Annotated in this window: 23 protein-coding genes; 12 read left to right on the plus strand and 11 right to left on the minus strand. The window is 59.1% G+C overall.

Annotation, left to right across the window (positions count from 1 at the left end; all coding sequences use genetic code 11):
• Positions 1-3: 3 nt before the first annotated feature.
• Genes FS804_RS13885 through FS804_RS13895 form a run of 3 tightly spaced genes read left to right on the plus strand, consistent with a single transcriptional unit; the run spans position 4 to position 1,606 of the window.
• Positions 4-504, plus strand: coding sequence for an ureidoglycolate lyase (locus FS804_RS13885; protein WP_144577127.1), 501 nt, complete (start codon positions 4-6; stop codon positions 502-504).
• The gene (gene uraH / locus FS804_RS13890; protein WP_063950755.1) at positions 501-857 is read left to right on the plus strand and encodes a hydroxyisourate hydrolase; all 357 of its coding nucleotides are present in this window, start codon (positions 501-503) and stop codon (positions 855-857) included. Before FS804_RS13885 ends, uraH begins: the two co-directional genes overlap by 4 nt.
• Before the next feature lie 5 nt (positions 858-862).
• Entirely contained in the window at positions 863-1,606 is a 744-nt protein-coding gene (locus FS804_RS13895) for a metallophosphoesterase (RefSeq protein ID WP_144577129.1), read from the plus strand.
• A gap of 1 nt (position 1,607) precedes the next feature.
• Here the strand turns inward: FS804_RS13895 and FS804_RS13900 are convergent, their stop codons facing one another.
• Positions 1,608-2,879, minus strand: a complete 1,272-nt coding sequence (locus FS804_RS13900) for a D-alanyl-D-alanine carboxypeptidase (RefSeq protein WP_186376819.1) — start codon at positions 2,877-2,879, stop codon at positions 1,608-1,610.
• Positions 2,880-3,069: 190 nt separating this feature from the next.
• Between FS804_RS13900 and FS804_RS13905 the strand changes: the two genes are divergently transcribed.
• Together FS804_RS13905 and FS804_RS13910 are read left to right on the plus strand one after the other, a co-directional pair.
• On the plus strand, positions 3,070-3,654 hold the full coding sequence (locus FS804_RS13905; RefSeq protein WP_144577138.1) for a TetR/AcrR family transcriptional regulator: 585 nt from the start codon (positions 3,070-3,072) through the stop codon (positions 3,652-3,654).
• On the plus strand, positions 3,651-3,995 hold the full coding sequence (locus tag FS804_RS13910; protein ID WP_144577139.1) for a multidrug efflux SMR transporter: 345 nt from the start codon (positions 3,651-3,653) through the stop codon (positions 3,993-3,995). The genes FS804_RS13905 and FS804_RS13910 overlap by 4 nt, the downstream gene beginning before the upstream one ends.
• A gap of 152 nt (positions 3,996-4,147) precedes the next feature.
• On the opposite strand, the gene FS804_RS13915 is transcribed toward FS804_RS13910, so the two are convergent.
• Entirely contained in the window at positions 4,148-5,281 is a 1,134-nt protein-coding gene (locus FS804_RS13915; protein WP_063950751.1) for an alpha-hydroxy acid oxidase, read from the minus strand.
• 199 nt (positions 5,282-5,480) lie between these two features.
• On the opposite strand from FS804_RS13915, the gene FS804_RS13920 reads away from it, so the two are divergent.
• Entirely contained in the window at positions 5,481-6,083 is a 603-nt protein-coding gene (locus tag FS804_RS13920) for a hypothetical protein (protein WP_246665887.1), read from the plus strand.
• On the opposite strand, the gene FS804_RS13925 is transcribed toward FS804_RS13920, so the two are convergent.
• The 3 genes from FS804_RS13925 to puuD form a co-directional block, all read right to left on the minus strand.
• Positions 6,060-6,779, minus strand: a complete 720-nt coding sequence (locus FS804_RS13925; protein WP_144577520.1) for a sulfite exporter TauE/SafE family protein — start codon at positions 6,777-6,779, stop codon at positions 6,060-6,062. The genes FS804_RS13920 and FS804_RS13925 overlap by 24 nt on opposite strands.
• 303 nt (positions 6,780-7,082) lie before the next feature.
• Positions 7,083-8,393: a guanine deaminase gene (guaD, locus tag FS804_RS13930; RefSeq protein ID WP_144577141.1), complete on the minus strand. Its 1,311-nt coding sequence runs from the start codon at positions 8,391-8,393 to the stop codon at positions 7,083-7,085.
• A complete protein-coding gene (puuD, locus tag FS804_RS13935) occupies positions 8,390-9,652 on the minus strand; it encodes a urate hydroxylase PuuD (RefSeq protein WP_144577142.1) in 1,263 nt (420 codons plus the stop codon). Before puuD ends, guaD begins: the two co-directional genes overlap by 4 nt.
• A gap of 471 nt (positions 9,653-10,123) precedes the next feature.
• Here puuD and FS804_RS13940 point away from each other — a divergent pair, with 471 nt between their 5' ends.
• Positions 10,124-10,462 (plus strand): hypothetical protein, encoded by a 339-nt coding sequence (locus tag FS804_RS13940; RefSeq protein ID WP_006699610.1) that lies wholly within the window; start codon positions 10,124-10,126, stop codon positions 10,460-10,462.
• Here the strand turns inward: FS804_RS13940 and FS804_RS13945 are convergent.
• From FS804_RS13945 to FS804_RS13965, 5 genes are all read right to left on the minus strand, one after another.
• Positions 10,438-11,361: a LysR substrate-binding domain-containing protein gene (locus FS804_RS13945; RefSeq protein WP_144577144.1), complete on the minus strand. Its 924-nt coding sequence runs from the start codon at positions 11,359-11,361 to the stop codon at positions 10,438-10,440. The genes FS804_RS13940 and FS804_RS13945 overlap by 25 nt on opposite strands.
• A 255-nt stretch (positions 11,362-11,616) precedes the next feature.
• Positions 11,617-12,456 (minus strand): xanthine dehydrogenase accessory protein XdhC, encoded by an 840-nt coding sequence (xdhC, locus tag FS804_RS13950; RefSeq protein ID WP_186376805.1) that lies wholly within the window; start codon positions 12,454-12,456, stop codon positions 11,617-11,619.
• 195 nt (positions 12,457-12,651) lie between these two features.
• A complete protein-coding gene (gene xdhB / locus FS804_RS13955) occupies positions 12,652-14,991 on the minus strand; it encodes a xanthine dehydrogenase molybdopterin binding subunit (protein WP_186376806.1) in 2,340 nt (779 codons plus the stop codon).
• 2 nt (positions 14,992-14,993) lie between these two features.
• Positions 14,994-16,463, minus strand: a complete 1,470-nt coding sequence (gene xdhA / locus FS804_RS13960) for a xanthine dehydrogenase small subunit (RefSeq protein WP_063950745.1) — start codon at positions 16,461-16,463, stop codon at positions 14,994-14,996.
• A gap of 137 nt (positions 16,464-16,600) precedes the next feature.
• Entirely contained in the window at positions 16,601-17,377 is a 777-nt protein-coding gene (locus FS804_RS13965; protein ID WP_144577147.1) for a 3-hydroxybutyrate dehydrogenase, read from the minus strand.
• Between the two features lie 220 nt (positions 17,378-17,597).
• On the opposite strand from FS804_RS13965, the gene FS804_RS13970 reads away from it, so the two are divergent.
• From FS804_RS13970 to sbmA, 4 genes are all read left to right on the plus strand, one after another.
• Positions 17,598-18,659 (plus strand): LLM class flavin-dependent oxidoreductase, encoded by a 1,062-nt coding sequence (locus FS804_RS13970; protein WP_144577524.1) that lies wholly within the window; start codon positions 17,598-17,600, stop codon positions 18,657-18,659.
• A gap of 54 nt (positions 18,660-18,713) precedes the next feature.
• On the plus strand, positions 18,714-19,466 hold the full coding sequence (gene map, locus FS804_RS13975) for a type I methionyl aminopeptidase (protein ID WP_144577148.1): 753 nt from the start codon (positions 18,714-18,716) through the stop codon (positions 19,464-19,466).
• Between the two features lie 297 nt (positions 19,467-19,763).
• On the plus strand, positions 19,764-20,954 hold the full coding sequence (locus FS804_RS13980) for an MFS transporter (protein WP_144577150.1): 1,191 nt from the start codon (positions 19,764-19,766) through the stop codon (positions 20,952-20,954).
• Positions 20,955-21,120: 166 nt separating this feature from the next.
• On the plus strand, positions 21,121-22,389 hold the full coding sequence (gene sbmA, locus FS804_RS13985; RefSeq protein ID WP_144577152.1) for a peptide antibiotic transporter SbmA: 1,269 nt from the start codon (positions 21,121-21,123) through the stop codon (positions 22,387-22,389).
• A gap of 170 nt (positions 22,390-22,559) precedes the next feature.
• Here the strand turns inward: sbmA and FS804_RS13990 are convergent, their stop codons facing one another.
• A complete protein-coding gene (locus tag FS804_RS13990; RefSeq protein ID WP_144577153.1) occupies positions 22,560-23,543 on the minus strand; it encodes a polysaccharide deacetylase family protein in 984 nt (327 codons plus the stop codon).
• Between the two features lie 150 nt (positions 23,544-23,693).
• Between FS804_RS13990 and FS804_RS13995 the strand changes: the two genes are divergently transcribed.
• Positions 23,694-24,278, plus strand: coding sequence for an NnrU family protein (locus tag FS804_RS13995; RefSeq protein WP_144577155.1), 585 nt, complete (start codon positions 23,694-23,696; stop codon positions 24,276-24,278).
• Positions 24,279-24,382 lie beyond the last annotated feature (104 nt).

Consider the following 24,382-nt stretch of genomic DNA (forward strand, 5'->3'; position numbering starts at 1 on the left):
TATTTGACCGATTTTCTTGAGATAAGGCCTCTCACCAAAGAGGCGTTTGCGCCTTTCGGTGATGTCATCGAAACAACACTGTCCTCCATGCGGTATATCAACGGCGGCCAGACAGAGCGGCATCATGCGCTTGCAGCGCCGGAGGCTGCGGGTGAGGGTGCGCGCATCATTCTCAACATCTTCCGCGGTCAACCCCGCGTTTTTCCGCACAAGATCGACATGATGGAGCGGCATCCGCTCGGCAGCCAGAGTTTTTCGCCGCTCTCGGGTAAGCCTTTCCTTGTGGTTGTAGCGGACGATGACGGCGGCAAGCCCGACCGGCCGCAGGTGTTTCTGGCGCGGGGCGATCAGGGCGTGAATTACCGTCGTAATGTCTGGCATTATCCGCTGATGCCGTTGTTGGCGGTTTCGGACTTCCTGGTTGCCGATCGCGAGGGGCCGGGTAACAATCTCGAAGAGTATTTTTTTGACGAGCCCTATGTGATCGCGGAGCCCAACCTATGACCGGTTTGACAACCCACGTCCTCGATGCCGCCCATGGAACACCGGCGCAAGGCCTGACGATCGAGCTTTACCGGCTTTCCGGTGATCGCCGCGAGAAGTTGAAGACGGTGACGACCAACAATGACGGCCGTGTCGATGGCGGGCCGCTGCTCGTTGGCGACAGTTTCAAGGCAGGCGAATACGAGTTGGTGTTCCATGCTGGCGATTATCTGCGTGGCAAGGGCGTCGCGCTGGCAGAACCGGCCTTTCTCGACATCATCCCCATTCGTTTCGGTATTGCTGATGAAAGTGGCCACTACCACGTGCCGCTGTTGCTTTCGCCCTATAGCTACTCCACCTATCGAGGAAGCTGACGCCGATGATTTTTGCCGCCATTGCCGATGTTCACGGAAACTGCGCAGCACTGGAAGCCGTGCTGGAGGATATTGCGAAACAAGGCATAACAGACATCGTCAATCTCGGCGATTGCTTCAGCGGTCCGCTGGAGGCTGGATTTACCGGTGACGTGCTTGTCGGCAACTGGATACCCAGCGTTCGCGGCAATCACGACCGGGAACTGATCGAGCGCGCGCCTGAAGAGATGGGCAGCTGGGAGCGGCCTGCCCATGCGCAGCTCACATCAGCCCATGTGGACTGGCTGCAAACCTTGCCCTTCAGCATGGTGTTCAGGGATGTTGCCTATTGCTGCCATGGTTCGCCGCTCGGCGACCTCGATTACTGGCTCGAAACGCTGTCGCCGGAAGGTGTGCTGAAACTGCGGCCACTTGCCGAAATAGAGGAGAGGGCGGCAGGTATCAGCCAGCCGCTCATGCTGTGCGGCCACACGCATATTCCCCGCGTGGTCCAGCTTTCCAATGGCCGGCTGATCGTCAATCCCGGCAGCGTCGGTTGCCCCGGCTGGAAAGATGACACGCCTTTCGATCACCACGTCGAAGCTGGCCATCCACTCGCAAGCTACGCGGTTCTGGAAGAAACGGCGCGGGGCTGGCAGGTTCATTTTCGCAATATCCGTTACGACAATCTCGCCATGTCGGAAATGGCGCGGGTCAACGGGATTCCCTATCTCGCCGATGCCCTGACGGGTGGGTGGCTCAAGCGCTGAATCACCCCTCGCTGGTCATCACCACGCAGGCATAGGACTGAGCCTTCAGTTGCTTGCAGGCGGAAACTGCCGAGGACTGGTCTTCGAAGCCGGTGAAGCGGGCGCGGTAGAGCGTTGCCGACCCGCTTTGTACGGCTTCGGTGTAGGGTGCGATGCCGGAATAGTTGCCGATATTGGAACGGGCATTGGCGAGCAGCGAGCGCGCGGCGGCTTCGCTATCGGTGGCGGCGATCTGCACTTCCCAGCGGCTGCGCTGACCGGCAGACGCCACAGAGGGAGCCGGCCGCGGAATGGCTGAGACCTGCATCATGTCAGCCACCTGTTCGTTTGCGGTGGCAATCTGCATGGCGACAGGGTCAGCGCGGCGCTCGGCGAACATCGGCAGAGGCACGGCAGCGGGTGGCACGGCAGCGGCCACATCGAAGGCGCGGCTGGCGCTGGCGCTGGCGACGAGTTGTTCGGTGTTGCGGCCTCTCGACGCCTGCGGCACGGCCTTGTCGAGAAGGGCCGCCATCTGGGCGTCGCGGCTGCGCGCAGTCTTGCCGCCCAGCACGACGCCAACGACGCGGCGGCCATTGTGGTTGACAGCGCTGACAAGGTTGAAGCCGGAGGCGTTGGTATAGCCGGTCTTGATGCCGTCCATTCCCTGATAACGATACATCAGGTTGTTGTGGCCGCGGATGCGCTTTCCACGAAAATTGAAGGATTGCGTGGCGAAGAGGCTGTATTCTTTGGGGAAATCCCGTTGCAACGCAATACCGAGCTTTGCCATGTCACGTGCGGTTGTCACCTGCGACTTGTTGGGCAGGCCGGACGCGTTGCGGAAGACCGTTTTGGTCATGCCGAGTTGGCGGGCCTTGCGGGTCATCATCTCCGCAAAGCGCGCCTCGGAGCCGCCGAGATGGTCGCCCATACCTTCGGCCATGTCATTGGCGGATTTGACGATCATGCCATAGACCGCTTCGCGGACGGTAAAGGTCTGGCCCTGGCGCACATAGAGCTTCGAAGGAATGACCGATGCACCGTTCTTGGACATGGTTATCTTCTGGTCCCAGCGGAGTTTGCCGGCATGCAGCGCTTCGAAGGTGAGGTAGAGCGTCATCATCTTGGTGAGCGAGGCGGGATGGTTGAGCACGTCGGCATTGCGGGCGGCGAGAACCTTGCCGGTGTTCGCATCCATGATGAAATGGGCATAACCCGCCTGCGCAGGCGACGCCTGCAATGAGAGGATCGCGCAAAAGAAGGTGAGTGCGAAAACCCAGGCACCCGCCATTCCCCGTTTGATCATTCCCGACATAATCCGCCCCTTTTCATCCGATCGCCGCGACGGGCGAATATTTACTGACACTTTCCGGCAACAAAACCGCTAAAACTTTAGAGATCGCTTTCATGCTTAATTAAGTATGAATTTCAACCCGACAGACGGCCCTACAATTTCCTTGTAAAGAAACCAACCATCCGGTATGTTGCCTTTCATGACAAATGCACATGAACGCAAGAAGCAACCCGAACTCGTACGCCGCAATCTTCTTGATTGTGCGGCCAGACTTGCTGCTGAACAGGGCGTTGCGGCGCTCTCGGTGCAGGCGGTGGCAGATGCGGCAGGGGTGACGAAAGGCGGGTTGTTCCATCATTTCCCTTCCAAGCAGGCGCTGCTGGAAGCGGTCATGGCGGACCTCCTGGCGGCCTTGGACCTGGAAATCGACGAGCTCATCTCACAGGATTGTGAAGCTTTCGGGCGGTTCACGAGGGCCTATGTGAAGGCGGTTTTCTCGGATCGGGGCAGGGATTCGGGCAGGCAGTGGGCAGCGATCTCGGTTTCCATGGTGGGCGAACCATCGCTTCGGCGCATGTGGAACAGCTGGATCGAGGGGCGGCTTGCCCGTCATAAGGAAACGGATGATGGGGTGGTATTGGAGCTGGTGCGGCTTGCCGCTGACGGCATCTGGTTCGCCGATCTTCTGGCCGACGACGGCAGGGCAGGTGGCGACAGGGCGGCTCTCAAAGCGCGGATGATCGCGCAGACAAAGAAGGATGCAGGGCGATGAATGCAGCTGTCTTGACCTATGGAGCGCTTGTCGCCGCCATTATCTGCGAAGTCATCGCGACCTCCTTTCTGCAGCAATCGCAGCAATTCACGCGGCTTTTGCCAACCGTGTTGATGGCGCTGTTTTATGGCGCGGCCTTTTATCTGCTGTCATTTACCCTGCGGGCGCTGCCGGTGGGGGTGGCCTACGCCATCTGGAGCGGGCTCGGCATCGTTCTGATTTCGGGCATCGGTTATTTCGTGTTTCGGCAGACACTGGATTTCGCCGCCGTCGTGGGCCTTGGTTTCATCATCACCGGGGTGGTGATCGTGAATGTGTTTTCGAAGACGGTGGGCCATTGAGGCTGGGTGGTCTAGCGCGAAGGCTAACCCGACCGCGAGAGACTCTTTCGCGGCACAGACGCGCCGCGGCTGGATGCCGGATCTAGTCCGGCATGACGGTAGAGAGGTCTGCGAGCTGTGGTTGCGATGCCGGAAGTTCTGCCTTCTGACCATCACGCCAGAATGCTGCGATCCACATCGGTGATCAGCCGCTTGCCGCAAAGCGCCATGCTGACATCCATCTCCTTGCGAATGATCTCCAGCGCCGTGGTCACGCCCCGCTTGCCATCCGCACCGAGGCCATAGAGGAAGGGTCTGCCGATATAGGTCCCCTTGGCCCCCAGCGCCACGGCCTTCAGCACATCCTGACCGGAGCGGATGCCGCCATCCATGTGTACCTCAACCCTGTCGCCGACAGCATCGACGATCTTCGGCAGCATGGCGATCGAGGAATGCGCGCCATCGAGCTGGCGGCCGCCATGGTTGGAGACGATGATGGCGTCGGCGCCGGTATCAAGCGAGGCGCGGGCGTCCTCCTCGTCAAGGATGCCCTTGAGGATAAGTTTACCGCCCCAGCGTTCCTTGATCCATTCCACGTCTTTCCAGGATAAACGCGGATCGAACTGTTCCGCCGTCCAGGAGGAGAGCGACGAGAGGTCTGAGACATTCTTGGCGTGCCCGACGATGTTACCGAAGCTGCGGCGCTTGGTGCGCGTCATGTCCAGGCACCACTTCGGCCGGGTCGCCATCTGCCAGATGTGTTTCGGGGTGAATTTTGGCGGTGCGGAGAGGCCGTTGCGCAGATCCTTGTGACGCTGGCCGAGGATTTGCAGGTCGAGCGTCAGTACCAGCGCCGAGCAGCCGGCGGCCTTGGCGCGGTCGATCAGATTGTTGACGAAATCGCGGTCCTTCATCACGTAAAGCTGGAACCAGAAGGGTTTCGAGGTAACGGAAGCGACATCCTCGATGGAGCAGATGCTCATGGTGGAGAGCGTGAAAGGTACGCCGAATTCTTCCGCTGCCTTGGCAGCCAGCATTTCGCCATCGGCATGCTGCATGCCGGTCAGGCCGGTGGGAGAGAGTGCGACCGGCATAGATACCTTCTCGCCGACCATTTCGGTCGCCAGCGACCGGTCGGTCATATCCACCAGCACGCGCTGGCGCAGCTTTATCTTGGCAAAATCATCTTCATTGGCGCGATAGGTGCTTTCGGTCCAGGCGCCGCTATCGGCATAGTCGAAAAACATCTTTGGCACACGGCGCTGCGCCTGTTGCTTCAGGTCCGCTATGGTCAGAATTTTGCCCATGTGTAAAGCCTTCACATTTAAATGATGGCTTCACATAGCATGGCCAGGCGCTCCGCGCGACGATAAAGATGGACATGCAGTTGGTTTTTTGAAGGGGCGGGAATATTTTGATATTTTCTGAATTTTTACTTATAATACCAAGATAAATATTTGATAATATTAATATAAGTTGATGGGTAATAATATTATGAAGACTATTATGATGGTTCTCTACTTGATGTTTTCGTTATCGGTCTCTGCTCTTTCGGCCCCGTGCCCATCTGCTGCGGATAAAAACGACGGATTTCTCCTGCGTCATGAGACGAAGAAAAGCGAATTCAGGTCGATAGGGCGGATCGTCCGGGTTGATATGGACTTCAACGGTGCCGGGTCACAAAAGCAGTTTCTATATCGAGGTTTGATAGGGCTCGCCAGTTTAGGAGATGACGGAAACAACAGCCAATATTTCCTTTCCGACCTTGAGTCGTTTTGGCCGCTTAAGGTCGGCGCCCGTCGGTCTTTCGAATTTCTACTTCTTGATGGAGGGGAAACCGATGACAAGTGGTCGCTTGACCTTACCGTTACGAAACAGCGCGCTTTTCCTATGAGGTTCTGCAACTATCTAGTTCTTTACGTCTCGTTCGATATCCGGAAAAACGGCAAGAGTGACCAAAAATGGACGGCTGTTTACTCGCCTGACCTGCAAGTCACACTCGCGACAATTGATGACGAGGGCACTGAAGACGAGACGATGGTGGCCTATGACGTTATCGAGCCCCTGGGCACAGGCAGAACGACGTCAGTAGAACGCCCTGAGGAATAGTTCTGCGCCCAGCAGAAGCAGGCAGATAAGAAACCAGCGCCGAAATGTCGCCGGGCTGACGATATGGCGGATTTTTTGACCCAGCCACATGCCGATCAGCGCAGGCAGGACGGCGAGGGCGGATAGTGACAGATGCTCGACATGAAAAGCATCCTGAGAAGCAAGGCCAGCGGCGAGCGCGATGGTTGAGACCGTAAAGGAGAGGCCGAGCGCTTGCACCAGATCGTCTCGGCTGAACCCCAGCGACTGGATGTAGGGCACGGCAGGTACGACGAAAATTCCGGTGCCGCCGGTCAAAAGGCCCGTCACCAGCCCCATGACGGGGGAGAGTTTTGGTTCCAGCCTTGCAGGAAGCAAGACCGGTCGGGCAACCAGGCTGTAGGCTGCGTAAATCGCAAGGCACAGGCCGAGCGCCGAACTCGTCCAGGCACCAGTATCCGATGTCATCAGCCGGATGCCGATGAGGGTGCCGAGGGTGATAGCAATCATCATCGGCCACAGCCTTTTCACAATGGTCCAGAAATCAGGCCCAGCCAGCAATTGCCAGACATTGGTGATGAAGGAGGGGAGGATGAGCAGGCCGGCGGCGATGACCGGGGGCATGAAGAGGCCGAGCACGCCCATGGCGACCGTGGGCAGTCCCATGCCGGTCACACCCTTGACGATGCCGGCAACGATGAATGTCGTGAGGATCATGAGCAGGGTGGTTGTGTCTAAGTTCGGCACGGGGACTCCAGAGCGCTTTCGCATTCGGCCGAGATGGCGTCAGGCAATCATGTGGAGCGAGCGAGTGCCGCTTGTTTCTTCTCCCCGCCAGGGAGAAGGTCGCGGCAGCGGGATGAGGGGGCAAGCTCTCCGAAATCCTGCAACGTCGCCCACTCATCCGACCCTTCGGGCCACCTTCTCCCCGGCGGGGAGAAGAAAGAGGCGGCACACGCTCGATCCAATATGTGACGGATATAAACAAGTTAGCAGCTATATGTTTCGGCCGCAGCCGAACTATGCCAGCACGCTCTTCATCGCCTTGCCGGCCACATAGGTCTCCACCACTGTGCGGTCGTCGCCCATGGTCAGCATCAGGAACAGTTCTTCCGTGAGGCTTTTCACCACTTCCATTTTCAGGGCCATGGCTGACGTCGAGGAGGCGTTCAGCACCGTGATGTCGGCATCCGTGCCGGCCTCCAGCGTGCCGATGCGGTCGACCATGGAGAGCGCTTCGGCATTGCCGCGGGTCATCAGATACCAGCTTTCCAGGGGGTTGAGACGTTCGCCCAGCAATTGCTGAATCTTGTACGCCTCGTCCATGGTGCGCAGCATGGAGTAGCTCGATCCGCCGCCGATATCGGTGGCGACGGCGATACGAACAGGCTTTTCGCGCCGCTGCAGTTTTTTCATCGGGAAGAGTCCGGAGCCGATGAAGAGGTTCGAGGTGGGGCAATGCACTGCCACCGCGCCGGTCTCCGACAGTACATCCGCCTCGCGATCGGACAAATGGATGGCATGGCCGAGCAAGGTCTTTTTGCCCATCAGGCCGTAACGCACATAGATATCGGTGTAGTCGGTCGCTTCCGGGTAAAGCTCGCAGGTATATTTGATCTCGTCCAGATTTTCGGACAGATGCGTCTGGATGAAGAGATCGGGAAATTCCTGCGCCAGCGCCTGTGCAGCTTCCATCTGCTTCGGTGTGGAGGTGATGGCAAAGCGCGGGGTGATGGCGACGTGGTTGCGGCCCTTGCCGTGCCAGTCGGCGATGACGGCGCGCGTCTCGTCATAGGAGGTTTCCGGCGTGTCCAGCAGGCCCTGCGGGGCATTGCGGTCCATCATCACCTTGCCGCCGACCATCAGCATGTTGCGCTTCATGGCCTCCGTGAAAAAGGCGTCGGCGGAGGTCTTGTGCACGGAGCAATAGGCGGCGGCCGTTGTCGTGCCGTGGCGCAGAAGCTCGTCGTAGAAGTGTGTGGCGATGCGTTGAGCATGCGCGCTTTCAACGAAACGGCACTCTTCCGGGAAGGTATAGGTGTTCAGCCATTCCAGCAGGTTGGCGGCATAGGAGCCGATGACCTGCATTTGCGGGAAATGCAGGTGCATGTCGATGAGGCCGGGCACGATGAGATGCGGGCGGTGGTCCTTTTCCTCGACGTCTTCGGGTGCTGTCTTACGGATATCGGCGTATTCGCCGATGGCGGCGATCTTGCCGTTTTCGAGAAGCAGGCCGCCATCTTCGATATAGAGATAGCTTTGCGTATCGTCGATTGCGAGCGGCGCGCGGCGGAAGCTCAGCAGGCGGCCACGCAGCAGAACCAGGCTCATTCAGTCTTTCCTTCGGCTTTTCCAGCCCCGGACACCGCACTTTCATACCAGGCGGTCAGCACCTTGCGCTCATCCGGGGTGATGGCGGTGATGTTGCCCGGAGGCATGGCATGGCTGCGGCCGGCTTGCAAATAGATTTCGCGCGCGTGGGCGGCGATCTGTTCGTCGGTTTCGAGCTTCACCGATTTCGGTGTGAAGGGCACGCCTTCCCACACCGGCTCGGCGGCATGGCACATGGAACAGCGTCCCTGAACCACATCACGCGCCTTGGTAAAATGGGCATCGCTGACGAATTGCTGCTGCATGGGGGAGAGGGTGGCGGCCTTCTGCTCCTCTTCGCCGGTCAGCACCTTCGGCACGGTGGAAAGCCACATAATGACGATGAAGATGAGGGCGGTGAGAAGCCATGTCCATGTCGGCTTTCCCTTGCGGGCATGGGTGGTGTTGAACCAGTGGCGGATGGTGACGCCCATCAGGAACACCAGTGCGGCGATGATCCAGTTGAACTGGGTCGCAAAGGCCAGCGGATAATGGTTTGACAGCATGAAGAAGATGACGGGCAGCGTCAGGTAGTTGTTGTGCAGCGAGCGCTGCTTGGCGATGCGGCCATATTTCGGGTCCGGCGTGCGCCCGGCGATCAGGTCTGCGACGACGATCTTCTGGTTCGGAATGATGATGAAGAAGACGTTTGCCGACATGATGGTGGCGGTAAACGCACCCAGATGTAGGAAGGCGGCGCGGCCGGTGAAGACCTGCGTATAACCCCATGCCATCGCCACCAGCGCGACATAGAGCACGACCATCAGGCCCCAGGTATTGTTGCCGAGCGGCGATTTGCAGAGAAAATCATAAAACAGCCAGCCGATGGCGAGTGAGGCCAGAGACAGGGCGATGGCCTGGAACTGGGTGAGATCAAGCACGGAATGGTCGATGAGGAACAGGTCCGCGCCGCCATAATAGACAATACAGAGCATGGCGAAGCCGGACAGCCAGGTGACGTAGCTTTCCCATTTGAACCATGTCAGGTGTTCGGGCATCTGGGCAGGGGCGACCAGATATTTCTGGATGTGATAAAAGCCCCCGCCATGCACCTGCCATTCCTCGCCATAGGCCCCCGGCGGCAGATGCGCCCGTTTGACCAGCCCGAGATCGAGCGCGATGAAATAGAAGGACGAGCCAATCCAGGCGATGGCGGTGATGACGTGGAGCCAGCGGACGGCAAAGGCCATCCATTCCCACGCAATGGCATATTCGTACATGCGGTTCCCCTGATCCTTGTGCAGCGCACCTTGCGAGAATTTTAGCCTTTAGGGAAGGGGCAAGCAGTGATCGGGCAGAGATTGTTCACAATGCAGCGGAGATGTGTCTGCAATCCTCCCTCGATTCGTTTCAGCCCGATGACTGGGCTTTGTGAACTTGGAGGAGGTATGTCGGCCGGTGAGTTTGTGCTTAGCTGGCTAAGGCGACTCAGCTATTATGGTTTGTGCAGCCTTCCGGTGTGCTAAAATATCAGGCTGTGGACTTCGCGCCCACGCGCGTGGCTCCCATGACATGTTTCGCTGGCGGTTCTTCCGAAAGCGGGCGCTGCGAACCCTGGGCGGAGCAGATCAGGGGGCAGGTGTCGCAGTTCCCGGTGCCGTTGTGTCCGGGTGTGAGTGCCATGAGATTTTAAGTTAAGGGACGCAATGACCTTCCGGCTGCCGCCGTTGTTTTCAACGGAGACCGTGCCGATGCGCCTTGTTCTGACGGTTCTTTTTCTGCTTTTTGCATTCAGCGCCACCGCGCTGGCCCATGAATCCCACAAGGGATTCAAATATGAAAGCTACTGCTGCAACGGCGATGCCGAAACCGGCGACTGCCAGATGATTCCCACACGCAGCGTTCGGGTGACGTCTGATGGTTACGAGGTCTCGCTTGCGCCCGGCGATCACCGCATGGTCACGCGACGCCACGTGTTCAACTGGTCGCAGAGCCAGGCACGTCGATCCGAGGACGGCGAATATCATCTGTGTCTGTTTCCGGACGAGGATACGCCGCGCTGCTTTTATGCACCTGATATGGGGTATTGAGTCGACGGGCGGCTTTCTTCGATGCGCTTCAATATCCAGTCGCGAAACAGCTTGATCTTCCGGATGTTCCGGCGGTTTTCGGGGTAGACGAGCCAGTAGTTCTTGCCCTCGGTGCTGAGGTGCTCAAACGGCTGGTAAAGCCGGCCAAGCGCCACCTCGTCCGCGTAAAGCTCAGGGGTCAGCATGGCGACACCCTGGCTGGCGATCGCCGCGGCGGCTTCAAAGGCCTGCACATTGAGGCGGCTACGCGGGTAACGGTCAAGCCCCGGATTTTCGATGCCGACTTCCTTGAACCACTGGCTCCACCAGATATCGCCGGGATCGATGATGCGTAGGCGCAGCAGGTCTTCCGGCTTGTGCAGGCCGCCGATGCTTTCGGCGAGGGCAGGGTGAAGCATCGGTGTATAAACGCCGCGCAGCAATCGATGATAGATCAGCCCCTTGCCGTCATCGCTGCTCCAGCGAATGGCGACATCGCAGTCCGACTGGCTGAAGTCGATCAGTGTCCCCGATGTCTCCAGCCTGACCGCGATGGAGGGATGCTCGAGCTGGAAAGCGCCGAGATGCCGCGAGAGCCAGCGTGAGGCAAAGGTGGCAGTGGAATGGATCGTCAGCGTCGTGTCTGATGTATCGCGCACATTATCGACCGCCTCCCGCAACGTGTTGAAGGCATCCGCGACTTTGGGTGCAAGCCTCTGTCCAGCCTCCGTCAAGGAAACCTGCCGCGCCTTTCTGACAAAAAGCGGCTCGCCAATATTCTCCTCCAGCAGTTTCACCTGATAGCTCACCGCCGTCTGCGTCATGCCCAACTCTTCGCCAGCCTTGGTGAAGCTCAGATGCCTGGCTGCGGCGTCGAACACACGCAGGGCATTCAGGGGAAACTGCCGTGACATTTTCATGGATAATCTCTCTTTATGTGTCCGTGCAAAGGTTTCATTGGTTTCCGCCAGGAAATCAAGGCATTTTTACTCAGACAGATAAAATGAACTTCTGAAAATCAACGATGGAGACGAACATGCGCACGGCAATCTGGCGCGCGTGGTCCCGCCTGCGCGCGGGTCTGGGGAGAGTGGAAAATTTCGCCTATCAAAGCCTTCGCACCGACAATCTGGCAGACGACAGCCTGCCGGATGTGTTGAAACGCGATCTTGGCCTTAAAGATGGGCGGGCTGGTTTTTGTGGCGATGCCCGGTTTCGGTGGCAAAAAGCGCTTGAAGCAACTCGGCTGCCACAAGGGCCGCTATGACGGCGGGACGCTTGTCCCTGACGCTGCTGCCGCCGATGGGCAGGATGAGTTTGGCGAGGCGGCAATTAGGCTCGCCCTCCCGCTCCAGCCAATGGGCAAAGGTGGCGCGCTTGGTCTTCGAACCGATCATGCCGACATAGGCAAGATCCTCGCGGGCGAGCGCTTCCTTCGCGATGAGGAAATCGAGTGCGTGGTCGTGAGTGACGATGATCACTGCGCCATGAGCCGGAATTTTCGCAACGAGTGCTTCCGGCATGGGGGTGAGTATGGACACCACTGCCGACGGAAGATCGCGCAGCTCGTTTTCACGGGTCTCGACCACGGTCAGGGACAGTGGCAGCAGCGACAGGGCTTCGGCCAGCGCCTTGCCCACATGGCCGGCGCCAAAAATGAAGACGGCCGGCTGTTGCTCAGCTTCGCCTTTCAGCCTTGCCTCAAGCGCCGCCGCGATCTCCGTCGTGACCAGCCGGAAGCGGATGAGGGTGCGGCCGCCGCAGCACTGGCCGATTTCCGGGCCGAGCGGAATATCCATGTGATCCTCGGCAGCACCGCTGCGCAGCATGGCGCGGGCGTGGTCTATCGCCATATATTCGAACTGGCCGCCGCCGATGGTTTCCCAGATGGTCTCCTGGGTGACCAGCATGAAGGTGCCAGCCTCGCGCGGCGACGAGCCTTTCACGGCTTCGATTTCCACGAGTATTGTGGGGGTGGAGCGGGCGAGGAAAGAGGGTAAGGAGGTGTCAGGCATGGGTGCTGGCCCCCTCATCCGGCGCTGCGCGCCACCTTCTCCCCGGCGGGGAGAAGAAACCCGGAGCGCTGGCTCCGTCCACCTTACGTGCTTGCAGGAAGGGTGAGGCGGCGAGGCACATTTCTTCTCCCCGCCGGGGAGAAGGTGGCCCGAAGGGTCGGATGAGGGGGCTCGGCCGCATGGATACGCCCTCCCTCAAACCTTTTTCAGCCGTTCCACCGCCATCAGCACCCGCTCCGGCGTCGCTGGCGCGTCAAGCCGCGGACAAACCTTGTAATCGGCCACGGAAGCGACGGCCATGGAGAGCGCTTCGAGAACCGAGATGGCCAGCATGAAGGGCGGTTCGCCCACGGCCTTGGAGCGGCCGATGGTGGGTTCGGCATTTTCCGACCATTCCGCCAGCCTGACGTTGAAGCTCTTCGGCCGGTCGGAGGCGAGTGGGATTTTGTAGGTGGAAGGTGCGTGGGTGCGCAGCCGCCCCTTGCCGTCCCACCACAATTCCTCCGTCGTCAGCCAGCCCATGCCCTGCACGAAGGCGCCTTCGATCTGGCCGATATCGATGGCTGGATTGAGCGATTTGCCCACATCGTGGAGGATATCGGTGCGTTCCATCAGGTATTCGCCGGTCAGCGTATCGATCGATACTTCCGAGCACGCCGCGCCATAGGCGAAATAATAAAACGGCGTGCCGCGCCCCGCGGCGCGGTCCCAGTGGATTTTCGGCGTCTTGTAAAAACCGGCGGCGGAAAGCTGCACGCGGGCGAAATAGGCTTTTTTGATGAAACCGTTGAAGGCGATTTCTTCGAGGCCGATGCGCACGCGGTTCGGCAGGAAGACGACGTCCTCTTCCGGCACGTTCCAGTTCTCGGCAGCGAATTTGATCAGCCGTTCGCGGATCTGGCGGGCGGCGTCATAGGCGGCCATGCCGTTAAGGTCGGTGCCGGAGGAGGCGGCGGTGGCTGACGTGTTCGGCACCTTGCCTGTGGTGGTGGCTGTTATTTTCACCCTGTTGATATCCACCTGGAAGGCATCGGCCACCACCTGCGCCACCTTGGTGTAAAGGCCCTGGCCCATTTCGGTGCCGCCATGGTTCAGATGGATGGAGCCGTCATTATAGATATGCACCAGCGCGCCCGCCTGGTTGAAGGCGGTCATGGTGAAGGAGATGCCGAATTTGACAGGGGTGAGCGCAATGCCCTTGCGGATGATCGGGCTCGTTTTGTTGAACGCGATAATGGCTTCACGTCGTGCCCGATAGTCGCTTGACGTCTCCAGCTCCTCGACGACGCGGGCGATGATATTGTCCTCGACTTCCTGATGATAAGGCGTCGTGGTGCGGCCGGAACCGGTCTCGCCGTAGAAATTCAGCTTGCGAATATCGAGCGGGTCTTTGCCGACGGCATAGGCGATTTCTTCGATGAACCGTTCCGCCCCCAGCATGCCCTGCGGGCCACCGAAACCGCGAAAAGCGGTGTTTGAGACCGTGTGGGTTTTGAGCGGCCGCGAGGTGAGGTGCACATGCGGATAGAAATAGCTGGAGTCGGCATGGAACAGCGCGCGGTCGGTGACCGGGCCGGATAGATCGGAGGAAAAACCGCAGCGGGCGGCATAGGTGGCATCGACGGCGTGAATGCGGCCTTCGTCATCGAAGCCCAGTTCGTAATCGACGCGGAAATCATGGCGCTTGCCTGTCGCCGTCATGTCCTCGTCGCGGTCCGGACGGATTTTCACGGCCCGGTTCAGCTTTTTGGCGGCGATGGCGCAGAGCGCTGCGAACTGGTTGCCCTGCGTTTCCTTGCCGCCGAAACCGCCGCCCATGCGGCGGACCTGCACGGTGACGGCATTGGACGGCACCTGCAGGATGTGGCTGACAATGTGCTGGATTTCGCTCGGATGCTGGGTGGAGCTCCAGACCGTGACATCATCGTCTTCGCCCGGCACCGCCATGGCGATATGGCCTTCGAGGTAAAAATGTTCCTGCCCGCCAATGCGCATCGTGCCGGTGAGGCGGCGGGGTGCGACATCCATTTCCAGCTTCGCATCGCCGCGTTTCAACGTCATCGGATCGATGACGAGCGCGCCGCCGTTTTCGATTGCAGTGTCGATATCGGTGAAATGCGGCAGATCCTTATAGGTGATCTTTGCTTTCCGGGTGGCCTTTCTAGCGATATCGCGTGTTTCGGCAAAGACTGCGAAGATCGGCTGGCCGTAAAATTCCACCTTTGTTTCGGCCAGCAAAGGTTCGTCGTGGCGGCCGCCTGACGAGACATCGTTTTCGCCGGGCACGTCCTTGCCAACCATGACCCACAGCACGCCCGGTGTGGCCTCCACTTCGGAAAGGTCCATGGAGACGATTTCGGCGTGCGCCCGATCGGAAAGGCCGAGTGCGCCGTGAACGAGGCCGGCTGGTTCGGGAATGTCATCGATATACTCGGCGCTGCCGGTGACATGCTTGTGAGCGGAATCGTGCCGGAGCGAGGTGTGCATCGGGCCGTCGATTTCCGTCTTGGTCTTGTCGAAGCTCGTAGTGTCCATGTTCACGCCTCCTCCAGCGAGAAGCGGGCAAGTTCCTGCTTTTCCCCTGATGTCTCGAGGAAAAACCGTGTCAGCAAATTCTTGGCCGTGAGTTGCCGATATACGGCCGTCGCACGCCAGTCGGTCAACGGTGTAAAATCCTCGTCCAGCACGTCGCGCGCGGCATCGATTGTTTCCTGTGACCAGGCTTTACCGAGAAGCGCCACCTCGAGATGCGCGGCCCGTTTCGGCGTGCCGGCCATGCCGCCGAAGGCGATGCGGATGTCTTCGACTGCGCCATCGGCATCAAGCGTCAGATGGAAAGCCCCACACAGCGCAGAAATATCCTCGTCCCGGCGCTTGGAAATCTTGTAGACGGCGTAATGGCTTTCCGGCTTCTGGAACGGAATGAAAAGCTTTTCGACGAATTCGCCGCTCAGCCGGTCCTGCTTGCCGTAATCGATGAAATAGCTTTCCAGCGGCAGGCTGCGATTGCCGGACGGGGAGCGCAGGGTGAGCGTGGCCCCGAGCGCGATCAGTGCCGGTGGTGTGTCGCCGATGGGCGAGCCATTGGCGATGTTGCCGCCGATCGTGCCCATATTGCGCACCTGCTCGCCGCCGAGACGGTCGAACAGCCGGGCAAGCGGCGGGAAATGCTCTGCAATGGTCTTGAAGGCTTGGCTGTAGGTGACGCCTGCGCCGAGCGTGATGCCGTCTTCGCCCACGGTGATGGTTTGCAGATCCCCGAGATTGTTGATGAAGATGACGGGGTTCAGCGCCCGCATCTGCTTCGTCACCCACAGGCCGACATCTGTGGAGCCGGCAACTATGGTGGCCTTCGGTTCGGCGGCGTAAATCTCCGTCAGGTCGGAAAGCGTCGCCGGAATAATCGTGCGATCCTCACCTCTGACGACGGTGATCGTCTCGTTTTCGCGGACGGCCCAGAGCCTTGCCATGATATCCGTGCGGTCGCGTTGCAGCGGGTCGAACAGCGCGCTCGGGCGGGCGGCAGCGATTTTTTCGGCGGCTTTCACGATCGGCTCGTAACCAGTGCATCGACAGAGATTGCCTTGCAGCGCCTTTTCGATATCGGCGCGGCCGGGGTTTTCGCTTGATAGCCACAGGCCATAAAGCGACATGATGAAACCTGGCGTACAGAAGCCGCATTGCGAGCCGTGGAAATCCACCATGGCCTGCTGCACGGGGTGCAAGGTGCCGTCACGGGCAGCCAGATGCTCTACCGTGACGATATGGGTGCCATGCAGCGAGCCCAGAAAACGGATACAGGCATTGACGCTTTCGTACCGCAGAGAACCATCCAGCAGCCGTCCGACTAACACGGTGCATGCGCCGCAGTCGCCTTCCGCACAGCCTTCCTTGGTCCCGGTCAGCCGCTTGCTGATGCGGAGGTAATCGAGAAGCGTGTCGGTCGGTCCGAAACCCTTAAGCGAGATGGTTTCGCTGTTGAGGATGAAGCTGATCGCGTCTTTCATGCAATGCCCTGCCGTTTTGGCCGGCTGCCAACCCGGCTTCTTGTGATTATCCTGACGTATCTATGCACGCTACTGCGCACATATCGATTTCCGTTTTCGCAATTCATTGTTTCCATAACGGAAAGAAAATCTGGCAATTATTGCGCCGTCCAGCCGCCATCCACGGAAATATGGGTGCCTGTTATGTTGCCCGCAGCGTCGCTTGCCAAGAAGAGCGCAGCGGCTGCCACGTCATCGATTGTGACGAACTGCTTGGTCGCCTGCAATTCCAGCATCACGTCGTTCTTGACCGCCTCTTCGCTGATGCCGCGCACCTTGGCCATCTCAGGTATCTGTTTTTCCACCAGTGGCGTCAGCACATAACCCGGACAGATGGAGTTGACAGTGATGCCCGTCTGGGCAAGTTCGAGCGCCGCCGTCTTCGTCAGGCCCATGATGCCATGTTTGGCCGCCACATAGGCCGATTTAAAAGGCGAGGCGACAAGACCGTGGGCCGAGGAAATGTTGATGATGCGGCCTTTGCCGGCCTTCTTCATCAGCGGTATCGCAGCGCGCATCGTATGGAAGGAACTGGTCAGATTGATGGCGATGATCCAGTCCCATTTTTCCGTCGGGAATTCTTCGATGGGCGCGATGTGCTGGATGCCGGCATTGTTGATGAGCACATCCACCGAGCCGAGCTTTTCATGGGAGGAATTGATGAGGTCGGCAATTTCGTCCGGTTTCGTCATATCGGCGGGATGGTAAAGCACGCGCCCGCCACTTTCGGCTTCCAGCAGCAGGCGCAGTTTTTCGATTTCATCCTCGTCGCCGAAGCCGTTCAGCACGATATTGGCGCCCTCCCGCGCAAATTTCTGCGCGATGCCAAGGCCGATGCCGCTTGTGGAGCCTGTCACGATAACTGTCCGATGCATGCTTTCCCCTTTTTGCATTACTTCGCACATATTTAAGCAGCCTATGCCCAAAGGGGGCGGGCTGGCAATCGCCATTTAGGATTGAGGGTGCAAGGCGCTTCGTGCGGGTGCGGCCATCGATTTTTTCGACGCGAAGCATCCAGATTTTGCGGCAGATGTTGCGTTTGTCTTCGAGCCTTTCCATGCCTATCTGTTTGGCAGGAAAACAGAGGTATCGATAATGGAACTCGGTCTTTACACATTCGCGGATGTCAATCCCAATCCCGTCGATGGCCGTGGGCCGGAAGGCGCGCACCGCCTGCGGGAACTGCTCGAGGAAATCGAACTCGCCGACCAGGTCGGGCTCGATGTGTTCGGCCTGGGTGAACATCACCGCCCCGATTATGTCGTCTCCTCCCCGTCCACCGTGCTTGCGGCGGCCGCGGTCAAGACAAAGAACATCCGCCTGACGAGCGCGGTTTCGGTGCTGAGCTCCGATGATCCGGTGCGGGTATTCCAGCAGTTCTCGACCGTTGATCTTCTCTCGAACGGTCGTGCCGAGATCATGGCCGGTCGCGGTTCCTTCATCGAGTCCTACCCGCTCTTCGGTTACGATCTCGAAGATTACGACGTTCTCTTTGCCGAAAAGCTCGATCTGCTGCTGGCGTTGCGGGAGCAGGAAATCGTCACCTGGTCCGGGACCAAACATCCGGCGATCAATGGTCGAGGCGTTTATCCGCGTCCGTTGCAGGAGCGTCTGCCCGTCTGGATCGCGGTTGGCGGCACGCCGCAATCGGTGGCGCGCGCCGGCGCCATGGGCCTGCCAGTGGCTCTTGCCATCATCGGCGGCGAATATCGCCGGTTTGCGCCGCTGTTCGATCTCTACCATGAGGCAGCACGCCGGGCGGGGCAGGAAAAGACGAAACTGCGCACCAGCATCAACGTCCACGGCTTCATCGCCGACACCACCGACAAGGCGGCGGACCAGTTTTACGTGCCGCAGGCCGAAGTGATGAACCGCATCGGCCGCGAGCGCGGCTGGGGACCGACGAACCGTGCGCATTTCGATGCGGCGCGCGGACCGGAGGGCAATCTCTTCCTCGGCGAACCGGAACTGGTGGCGGAAAAGATCATCAAGGCGCATGGCGTCTTCAGGAATGATCGCTTCCTGTTGCAGATGGCCATCGGCCTGATGCCCCATGACCAGATCATGCGCGGCATCGAGCTTTATGGTACGAAAGTCGCTCCGATCGTCAGAAAAGAATTGACGGGGCGCGCCGATCCGGTGAAAGCCACGGCCTGATGATTACCAGGGCGGGCGTTTTCAGACCCGCCATGCAGAATAACGGACAGAGATATGGTCATTTCCACCGACGAAGAACTGGATCTGCTGAAGGATATCGGCCGTTTGTGCGCCGTTGCCATGCAGACCATGGCGGACGCGCTGGAACCGGGCATCACCACGGCCGAGCTGGATGCGATCGGCCGCAAGGTGCTGGAGGATAACGGCGCGCAGTCGGCTCCGGAATTCTGCTACAAATTTCCCGGTGCGACCTGCATCAGCGTCAACGAGGAAGTGGCCCACGGTATTCCGGGGCCTCGCATCATCAAGGCGGGCGATCTCGTCAATATTGATGTCTCGGCGGTGAAGAACGGCTTCTTCGGCGACACGGGTTCGTCGTTTGCCGTGCCGCCTGTCAGAAAGGAAATCGAGCGGCTGTGCCGTGATGGCAAGCGCGCCATGTGGACGGGCCTGCAGCAGGTGAAAACCGGCAGGCCTTTTGCCGATATCGGCAACGCGATCGGTGCTTTTGCCAAAAAGAACCGCTACACGCTGATCACCAATCTCGCCAGCCACGGCATTGGCCGTTCGCTGCATGAGGAGCCGAAGGAACTGGCGACCTGGCCGGACAAGGACGAGCGCCGCATCATGCAGGAAGGCATGGTGTTCACTGTCGAGCCATTTCTTTCGACGGGCGCTTACTGGGCGGAAGATGGCGATGATGATCCGTGGACGCTCTACAGCGATCCGAGTGCGCCGACGGTGCAATATGAACACACCGTGGTTGCTACCAAGAACGGGCCGCTGGTGCTGACGCTCGCGGACTGACAGCTACACCTGCCTCGGTCACCCTTAATCCTGACGTCGGAGCGAGCGGCTACCGCTTGTTTCTTCTCCCCACCGGGGAGAAGTCCGGGGCAGCCGGGATGAGGGGGCGAGCTCTCCGAGATCCGGCAACGTTCCCCCTCATCCGACCCTTCGGGCCACCTTCTCCCCGCCGGGGAGAAGAATACACGGCACCCTCGGAGCACATCGACGCTCCCCGTGTGACAGATAAAGACCGCTTATAAACCTGATCAAAATAACTCGCTTGTCGAATATTCGCCCCGTTGCGATAAGCCAGACATGAGCATCGACAAGCCACTTTCCGCAAGACATCTGACCGCACTCGGCCTTGCCGGCGCTTTGATGATGGCCTCCGCCATGGGTTTCGGCCGTTTTTCCTTCACCCCCATCCTGCCCGGCATGATGGCGGATGTGCCGCTTTCGGCGGGGGATGCGGGATTTGTCGCGGCTGGAAATTTCGCCGGTTATCTCGCAGGTGCTGTTCTTGCCGCCTCTTCCTGGGGATCGGGACGGGAGCGGCTGGTTGCCCTATGCGGCCTGTTTTCCACCGCTGTGCTGCTGCTTGCCATGGCCGCCTTCAACTCGGTTGCGGCCTTCACCGTCATCCGGTTCCTGGCGGGCGTCGCCAGCGCGATGACCATGATCTTCACCTCGCAGATCGTCATCGGCCATGCCGCGAAAGCCGGTAGGGACAGTGTGCAGGCGCTGCATTATGGCGGCGTCGGCGCCGGTATCGCGATTTCCTCGCTGGCGGTCTATCTGATCGGCGTAGTCTTCGATGGTGGCGGTTCTTCGTGGAGGGAGGAGTGGATCGCCGGTGCCGTCTTTTCCTTCGTTACATTTCTTCTCGTCTTCCGGGTGCTGCCCGCAGGCCCGCCACGGCATGCGTCTTCAGCTGCGGAGCCGCCGCTCAACTGGACGCGACCGCTGTTTTTGACGACGCTGGCCTATGGGCTGTTCGGTTTTGGCTATGTCATCACCGCCACCTTCATCGTGGCGATTGCGCGCATGGCGGCCGCAGGCGCTTTCGTGGAGTTTCTGGTATGGTTCATTACCGGCTGTGCCGCTGCCGTTTCGCTCTTTCTCTGGAAACCGGTGCTGAAATCACAGGGGGTGAAGCGGGCTTTCGTGATCGTTCTCGCCGTCGAGGCCGTGGGTGTCTTCGCCTCGGTCATGCTGCCGCCTGTCATCGGCGTGCTCGCCGGCGGCCTGCTTCTCGGGCTGACCTTCATGGTCATCACCGCCTATGGCCTGCAGCTCGGCCGGGAATTTGCCGGCCCGAGCCCGCGTCGCGCCTTCGCGCTGATGACGGCGGCTTTCGGCACCGGCCAGATTGTCGGGCCACTCGCCGCCGGCTGGATTGCCGAGGTGACGGGCAGTTTCACCGCACCCAGCATTCTCGCTTCCGCCATGCTTGTCGTCAGTATTCTGCTGATGCTGCCGGTGCTTAAGCGCGACCGGCCGTCTTGAACGACGCTCATTTCCAGGTTTTTAGGACATCCACCAGCTATCCGCGCCTTACATCTTGTTAAGGTCCGCGCTTCTCCGTTGCTGTGCACAAATTTCTGCCCTAGGTTCGGGCCATCTAGTGCTTCGCCAATAATGGCTGATTTCAAACGCGCGTGAGTCCAACAACGTGTTTCATTCCTTCTTTCCCAAACCGAAAATCTTCTTCACGTCGGCCATTATCTGGGCTTTTTTCGCCATTCTCGGATGGTACTTCATCGTTGAAGGGTTAGGCCGGTCTTGGGGCTATGTAATGCCTGAACAGGAACCCTACGATCTCAGCTACTTCCTGGTCCCGGCAAACCTGTTCTTTTACGCCTATCTCGCATTGTGCCTGGCGGCGTTCGGCGTCGTCTGGACCGTCATCGCCAAGGATCACCCCTGGAAGTACTGGTCCATCTGGGGATCGCTGCTGATTATCGCAGTGACCTATTTCGGCGTTCAGATTTCGGTCGTTATCAACAATTTCCGCCGGCCTTTCGGTGACCTTCTGCAAAACGCGCTTTCGAAACAGCCGGGTATTGAAGTCTGGGATTTCTACAGTCTCCAGATCGTCTTCGCCAAGATCGCCTTTCTCAGCATGGCCGTTTCGATTCTCACGGATTTCTTCACCAGCCATTATATCTTCCGCTGGCGTACCGCGATGAACGACTTCTACATGTCAAAGTGGGAAAAGCTGCGTCACATCGAAGGTGCCTCCCAGCGCGTCCAGGAAGATACGATGCGTTTCTCCTCGACACTCGAGGCACTGGGCATCACTTTGATCAATTCGGTGATGACCCTCGTCGTTTTCCTGCCGATCCTGTTTGCGCTGTCTTCTTATGTCTCGGAACTGCCGATCATTGGCGAGTTGCCGCATGCACTGTTCTGGCTGGCGATCGTCTGGTCCATATTCGGGACGGTGCTGCTGGCGACGGTCGGTATCAAGCTGCCCGGCCTGAACTTCCGCAACCAGCGTGTGGAAGCCGCCTATCGTAAGGAATTGGTATACGGCGAGGATCACGCCGACCGTGCCCAGCCGCCGACAGTGAAGGAGCTCTATTCCAATGTGCGGAAGAACTATTTCCGCATGTACTGGCACTATCTCTATTTCAACGTGGCGCGGTATTTCTACATTCAGGCCGATGCTGTGTTCCTGCTCCTGATGCTGGTTCCCACCATCGTGGCCGGCAAGATCACCTATGGTATCTACCAGCAGATCGCCACCGCTTTCGGTCAGGTCAGCAATTCGTTCCAGTATCTCGTCAATTCCTGGACGACGATCATCGAACTGCTTTCCATCCACAAGCGTCTTGTAGCTTTTGAAGCGGCAATCGACGACAAGCCGCTGCCGGACATTGATGAACGCTATTTGCAGCGGGAAGCGGAAGCCGGCGAACTGGCGGCGAACAATCCCTGATGGAAAAGGCACCCGCCACCCCGGAGCAGATCCGGGGCTCAGTGCGATCAAGAACTTGATCGCGAAGAACCTTTCACGGCGCAGACGCGCCGTCGCTGGATGCCGGGTCAAGCCCGGTATGACGGCCGTGGGTGCTTGACCTTTGCCGCAAACCGGAGAGTATGAGGAATTTACCCTTCGGTCTTCAGCTTCCTGCGCGCCTCGATCATCGGCATCGCCTCGGCATAGCTGACACAGGCAACATCGTCCTTCTGGCAGACCTCGCGCAGCAGCCGCTCATAGGCGTTCCAATAGGCGCCGCCGTTCATCTTCACGAAGTGAAAGCCCATCTGCAGGGGAATGCGTTCGCCATTATATTGCCGGTCGAAAGCGTTGCGGAAGGCGGTATAGGCGCGCTCCTCGAATTCTTTCGCGCGATCCGGCGTTTCGACGCCGATGGAGTGGCGGATGAAGAGGTTGTAATCCATGGCGATGATCGGGCGGTTGCCCGGACCTTCCGGAATGAGCGGCAGGCCGAAATGCTGGATGCCATCACGCTCCACCGGCCATTCCGGTCCCTTGGTAATGCTGGTGGCGTCATAAACGAAACGGTGCTTTTTCTGCGCTGTCGTGAGCGCCGAGCCCTGCGAGAGATAGGGCGCACGAAAACCGTTGATCTTCTTCACCATCTCGCGCCAGCCTTCGGGCTCCTCACCCTTCTTGCCAATCATTTGCCAGGCGTTTTCCAGCGTGCTGGTGAAGGTGGTGAATTCGCCGTCCCATTGGTCGGCGGTCCACTGGCCGCCATCGAAATGGCCGCAGGTGTGGTTGGCAATCTCGTGGCCTTCGCGATGAGCGGCCCAGATGTTTCTAAGCCTCGCCTCCACCTCTTCTGGTGATTGGCCGAAGCCGACATTGGAGCGGCCGGCCTTCTGGCCTGGTCCCTGATAGGTCTTTGCGCTGGTCTTGCGATCCATCACCAGCGTACAGGCGAGGAAATAGGTGAAATGCGCGCCGACTTCTTTCGCCGTCGCCCGGCTTCTTTCCCACAACGTATTGTCGCCCGCACCGTCAAAGGAGACGATGACGAGCTGCTTCGGCTTCTGCACCTCTTGCGCAAAAGCGGGAAGGGCGCCGAGAAGCGACAGGGAAAAGGCGGCAAGTGGGCGAAACATCAGTCATCCGTCATATGAAACACCGTGGCCTTTTGCGGGCGGAATGAGGCGAAGCTTTGAAGTGGCTGGCGTTTTCATGACTTTCAGCCTAATTCCTGTTCTTGACGGCGGTATTTGAACCGCTTCGTTCCACTTCGGGGGCCGTGTTCCATGCTTTTTCTCGCACTCTGTCTTGTCTTGTTCCTGCTCACCCATCTTCTGAAGGTGATCGCACCGCAGTTTCGCGCGCGCATGATTGCGGCGATGGGCGAGGGGCCGTTCAAGGGCGTGTATTCCGTCGTCAGCCTCGTCACACTCGGCCTTGTCATCTACGCTTTCGGCGAAGCGCGGCAGGAAACCGGCATGGTGTGGTATCCGCCCGTCTTCATGAGCCACATCGCCGTGACCCTGATGCTGCTGGCGATGATCTGTCTGGTCGCCAGCCTCGTCCCGGCTGGCCATATTGCAACGAAGACCAAACACCCGCTCATTCTGGCCGTCAAAATCTGGGCGCTTGCGCATCTTCTCGCCAATGGCGAAGCGTCTTCCATCCTGCTTTTCGTATCGTTCCTCGCCTGGGGCGTGGTGATGCGGATTTCGCTGAAGCGCCGGGAACGGGCGGGCGAAAAAGTGGTGCGGAACTTCGTGTCAAGCCGCTATGATTTGGTCGCCGTTGTGGGTGGCATCGTTCTCTGGGGCGCCTTCATCCTGAAACTGCACGAATGGTTGATCGGCGTTCAGCCCATCGCCATGTAGGAAATCGACGTTTCCCCCTTACATATCAGGCAAAATAGGCTAGAAGGCCGACCATGACCCCGGTTGGCTTTCTTTTGCCGATCCGGGTAAGCGGCTTGGTATGT

Source organism: Agrobacterium sp. DE0009 (assembly GCF_007680755.1).
Classification (GTDB): Bacteria; Pseudomonadota; Alphaproteobacteria; order Rhizobiales; family Rhizobiaceae; genus Agrobacterium; species Agrobacterium tumefaciens_B.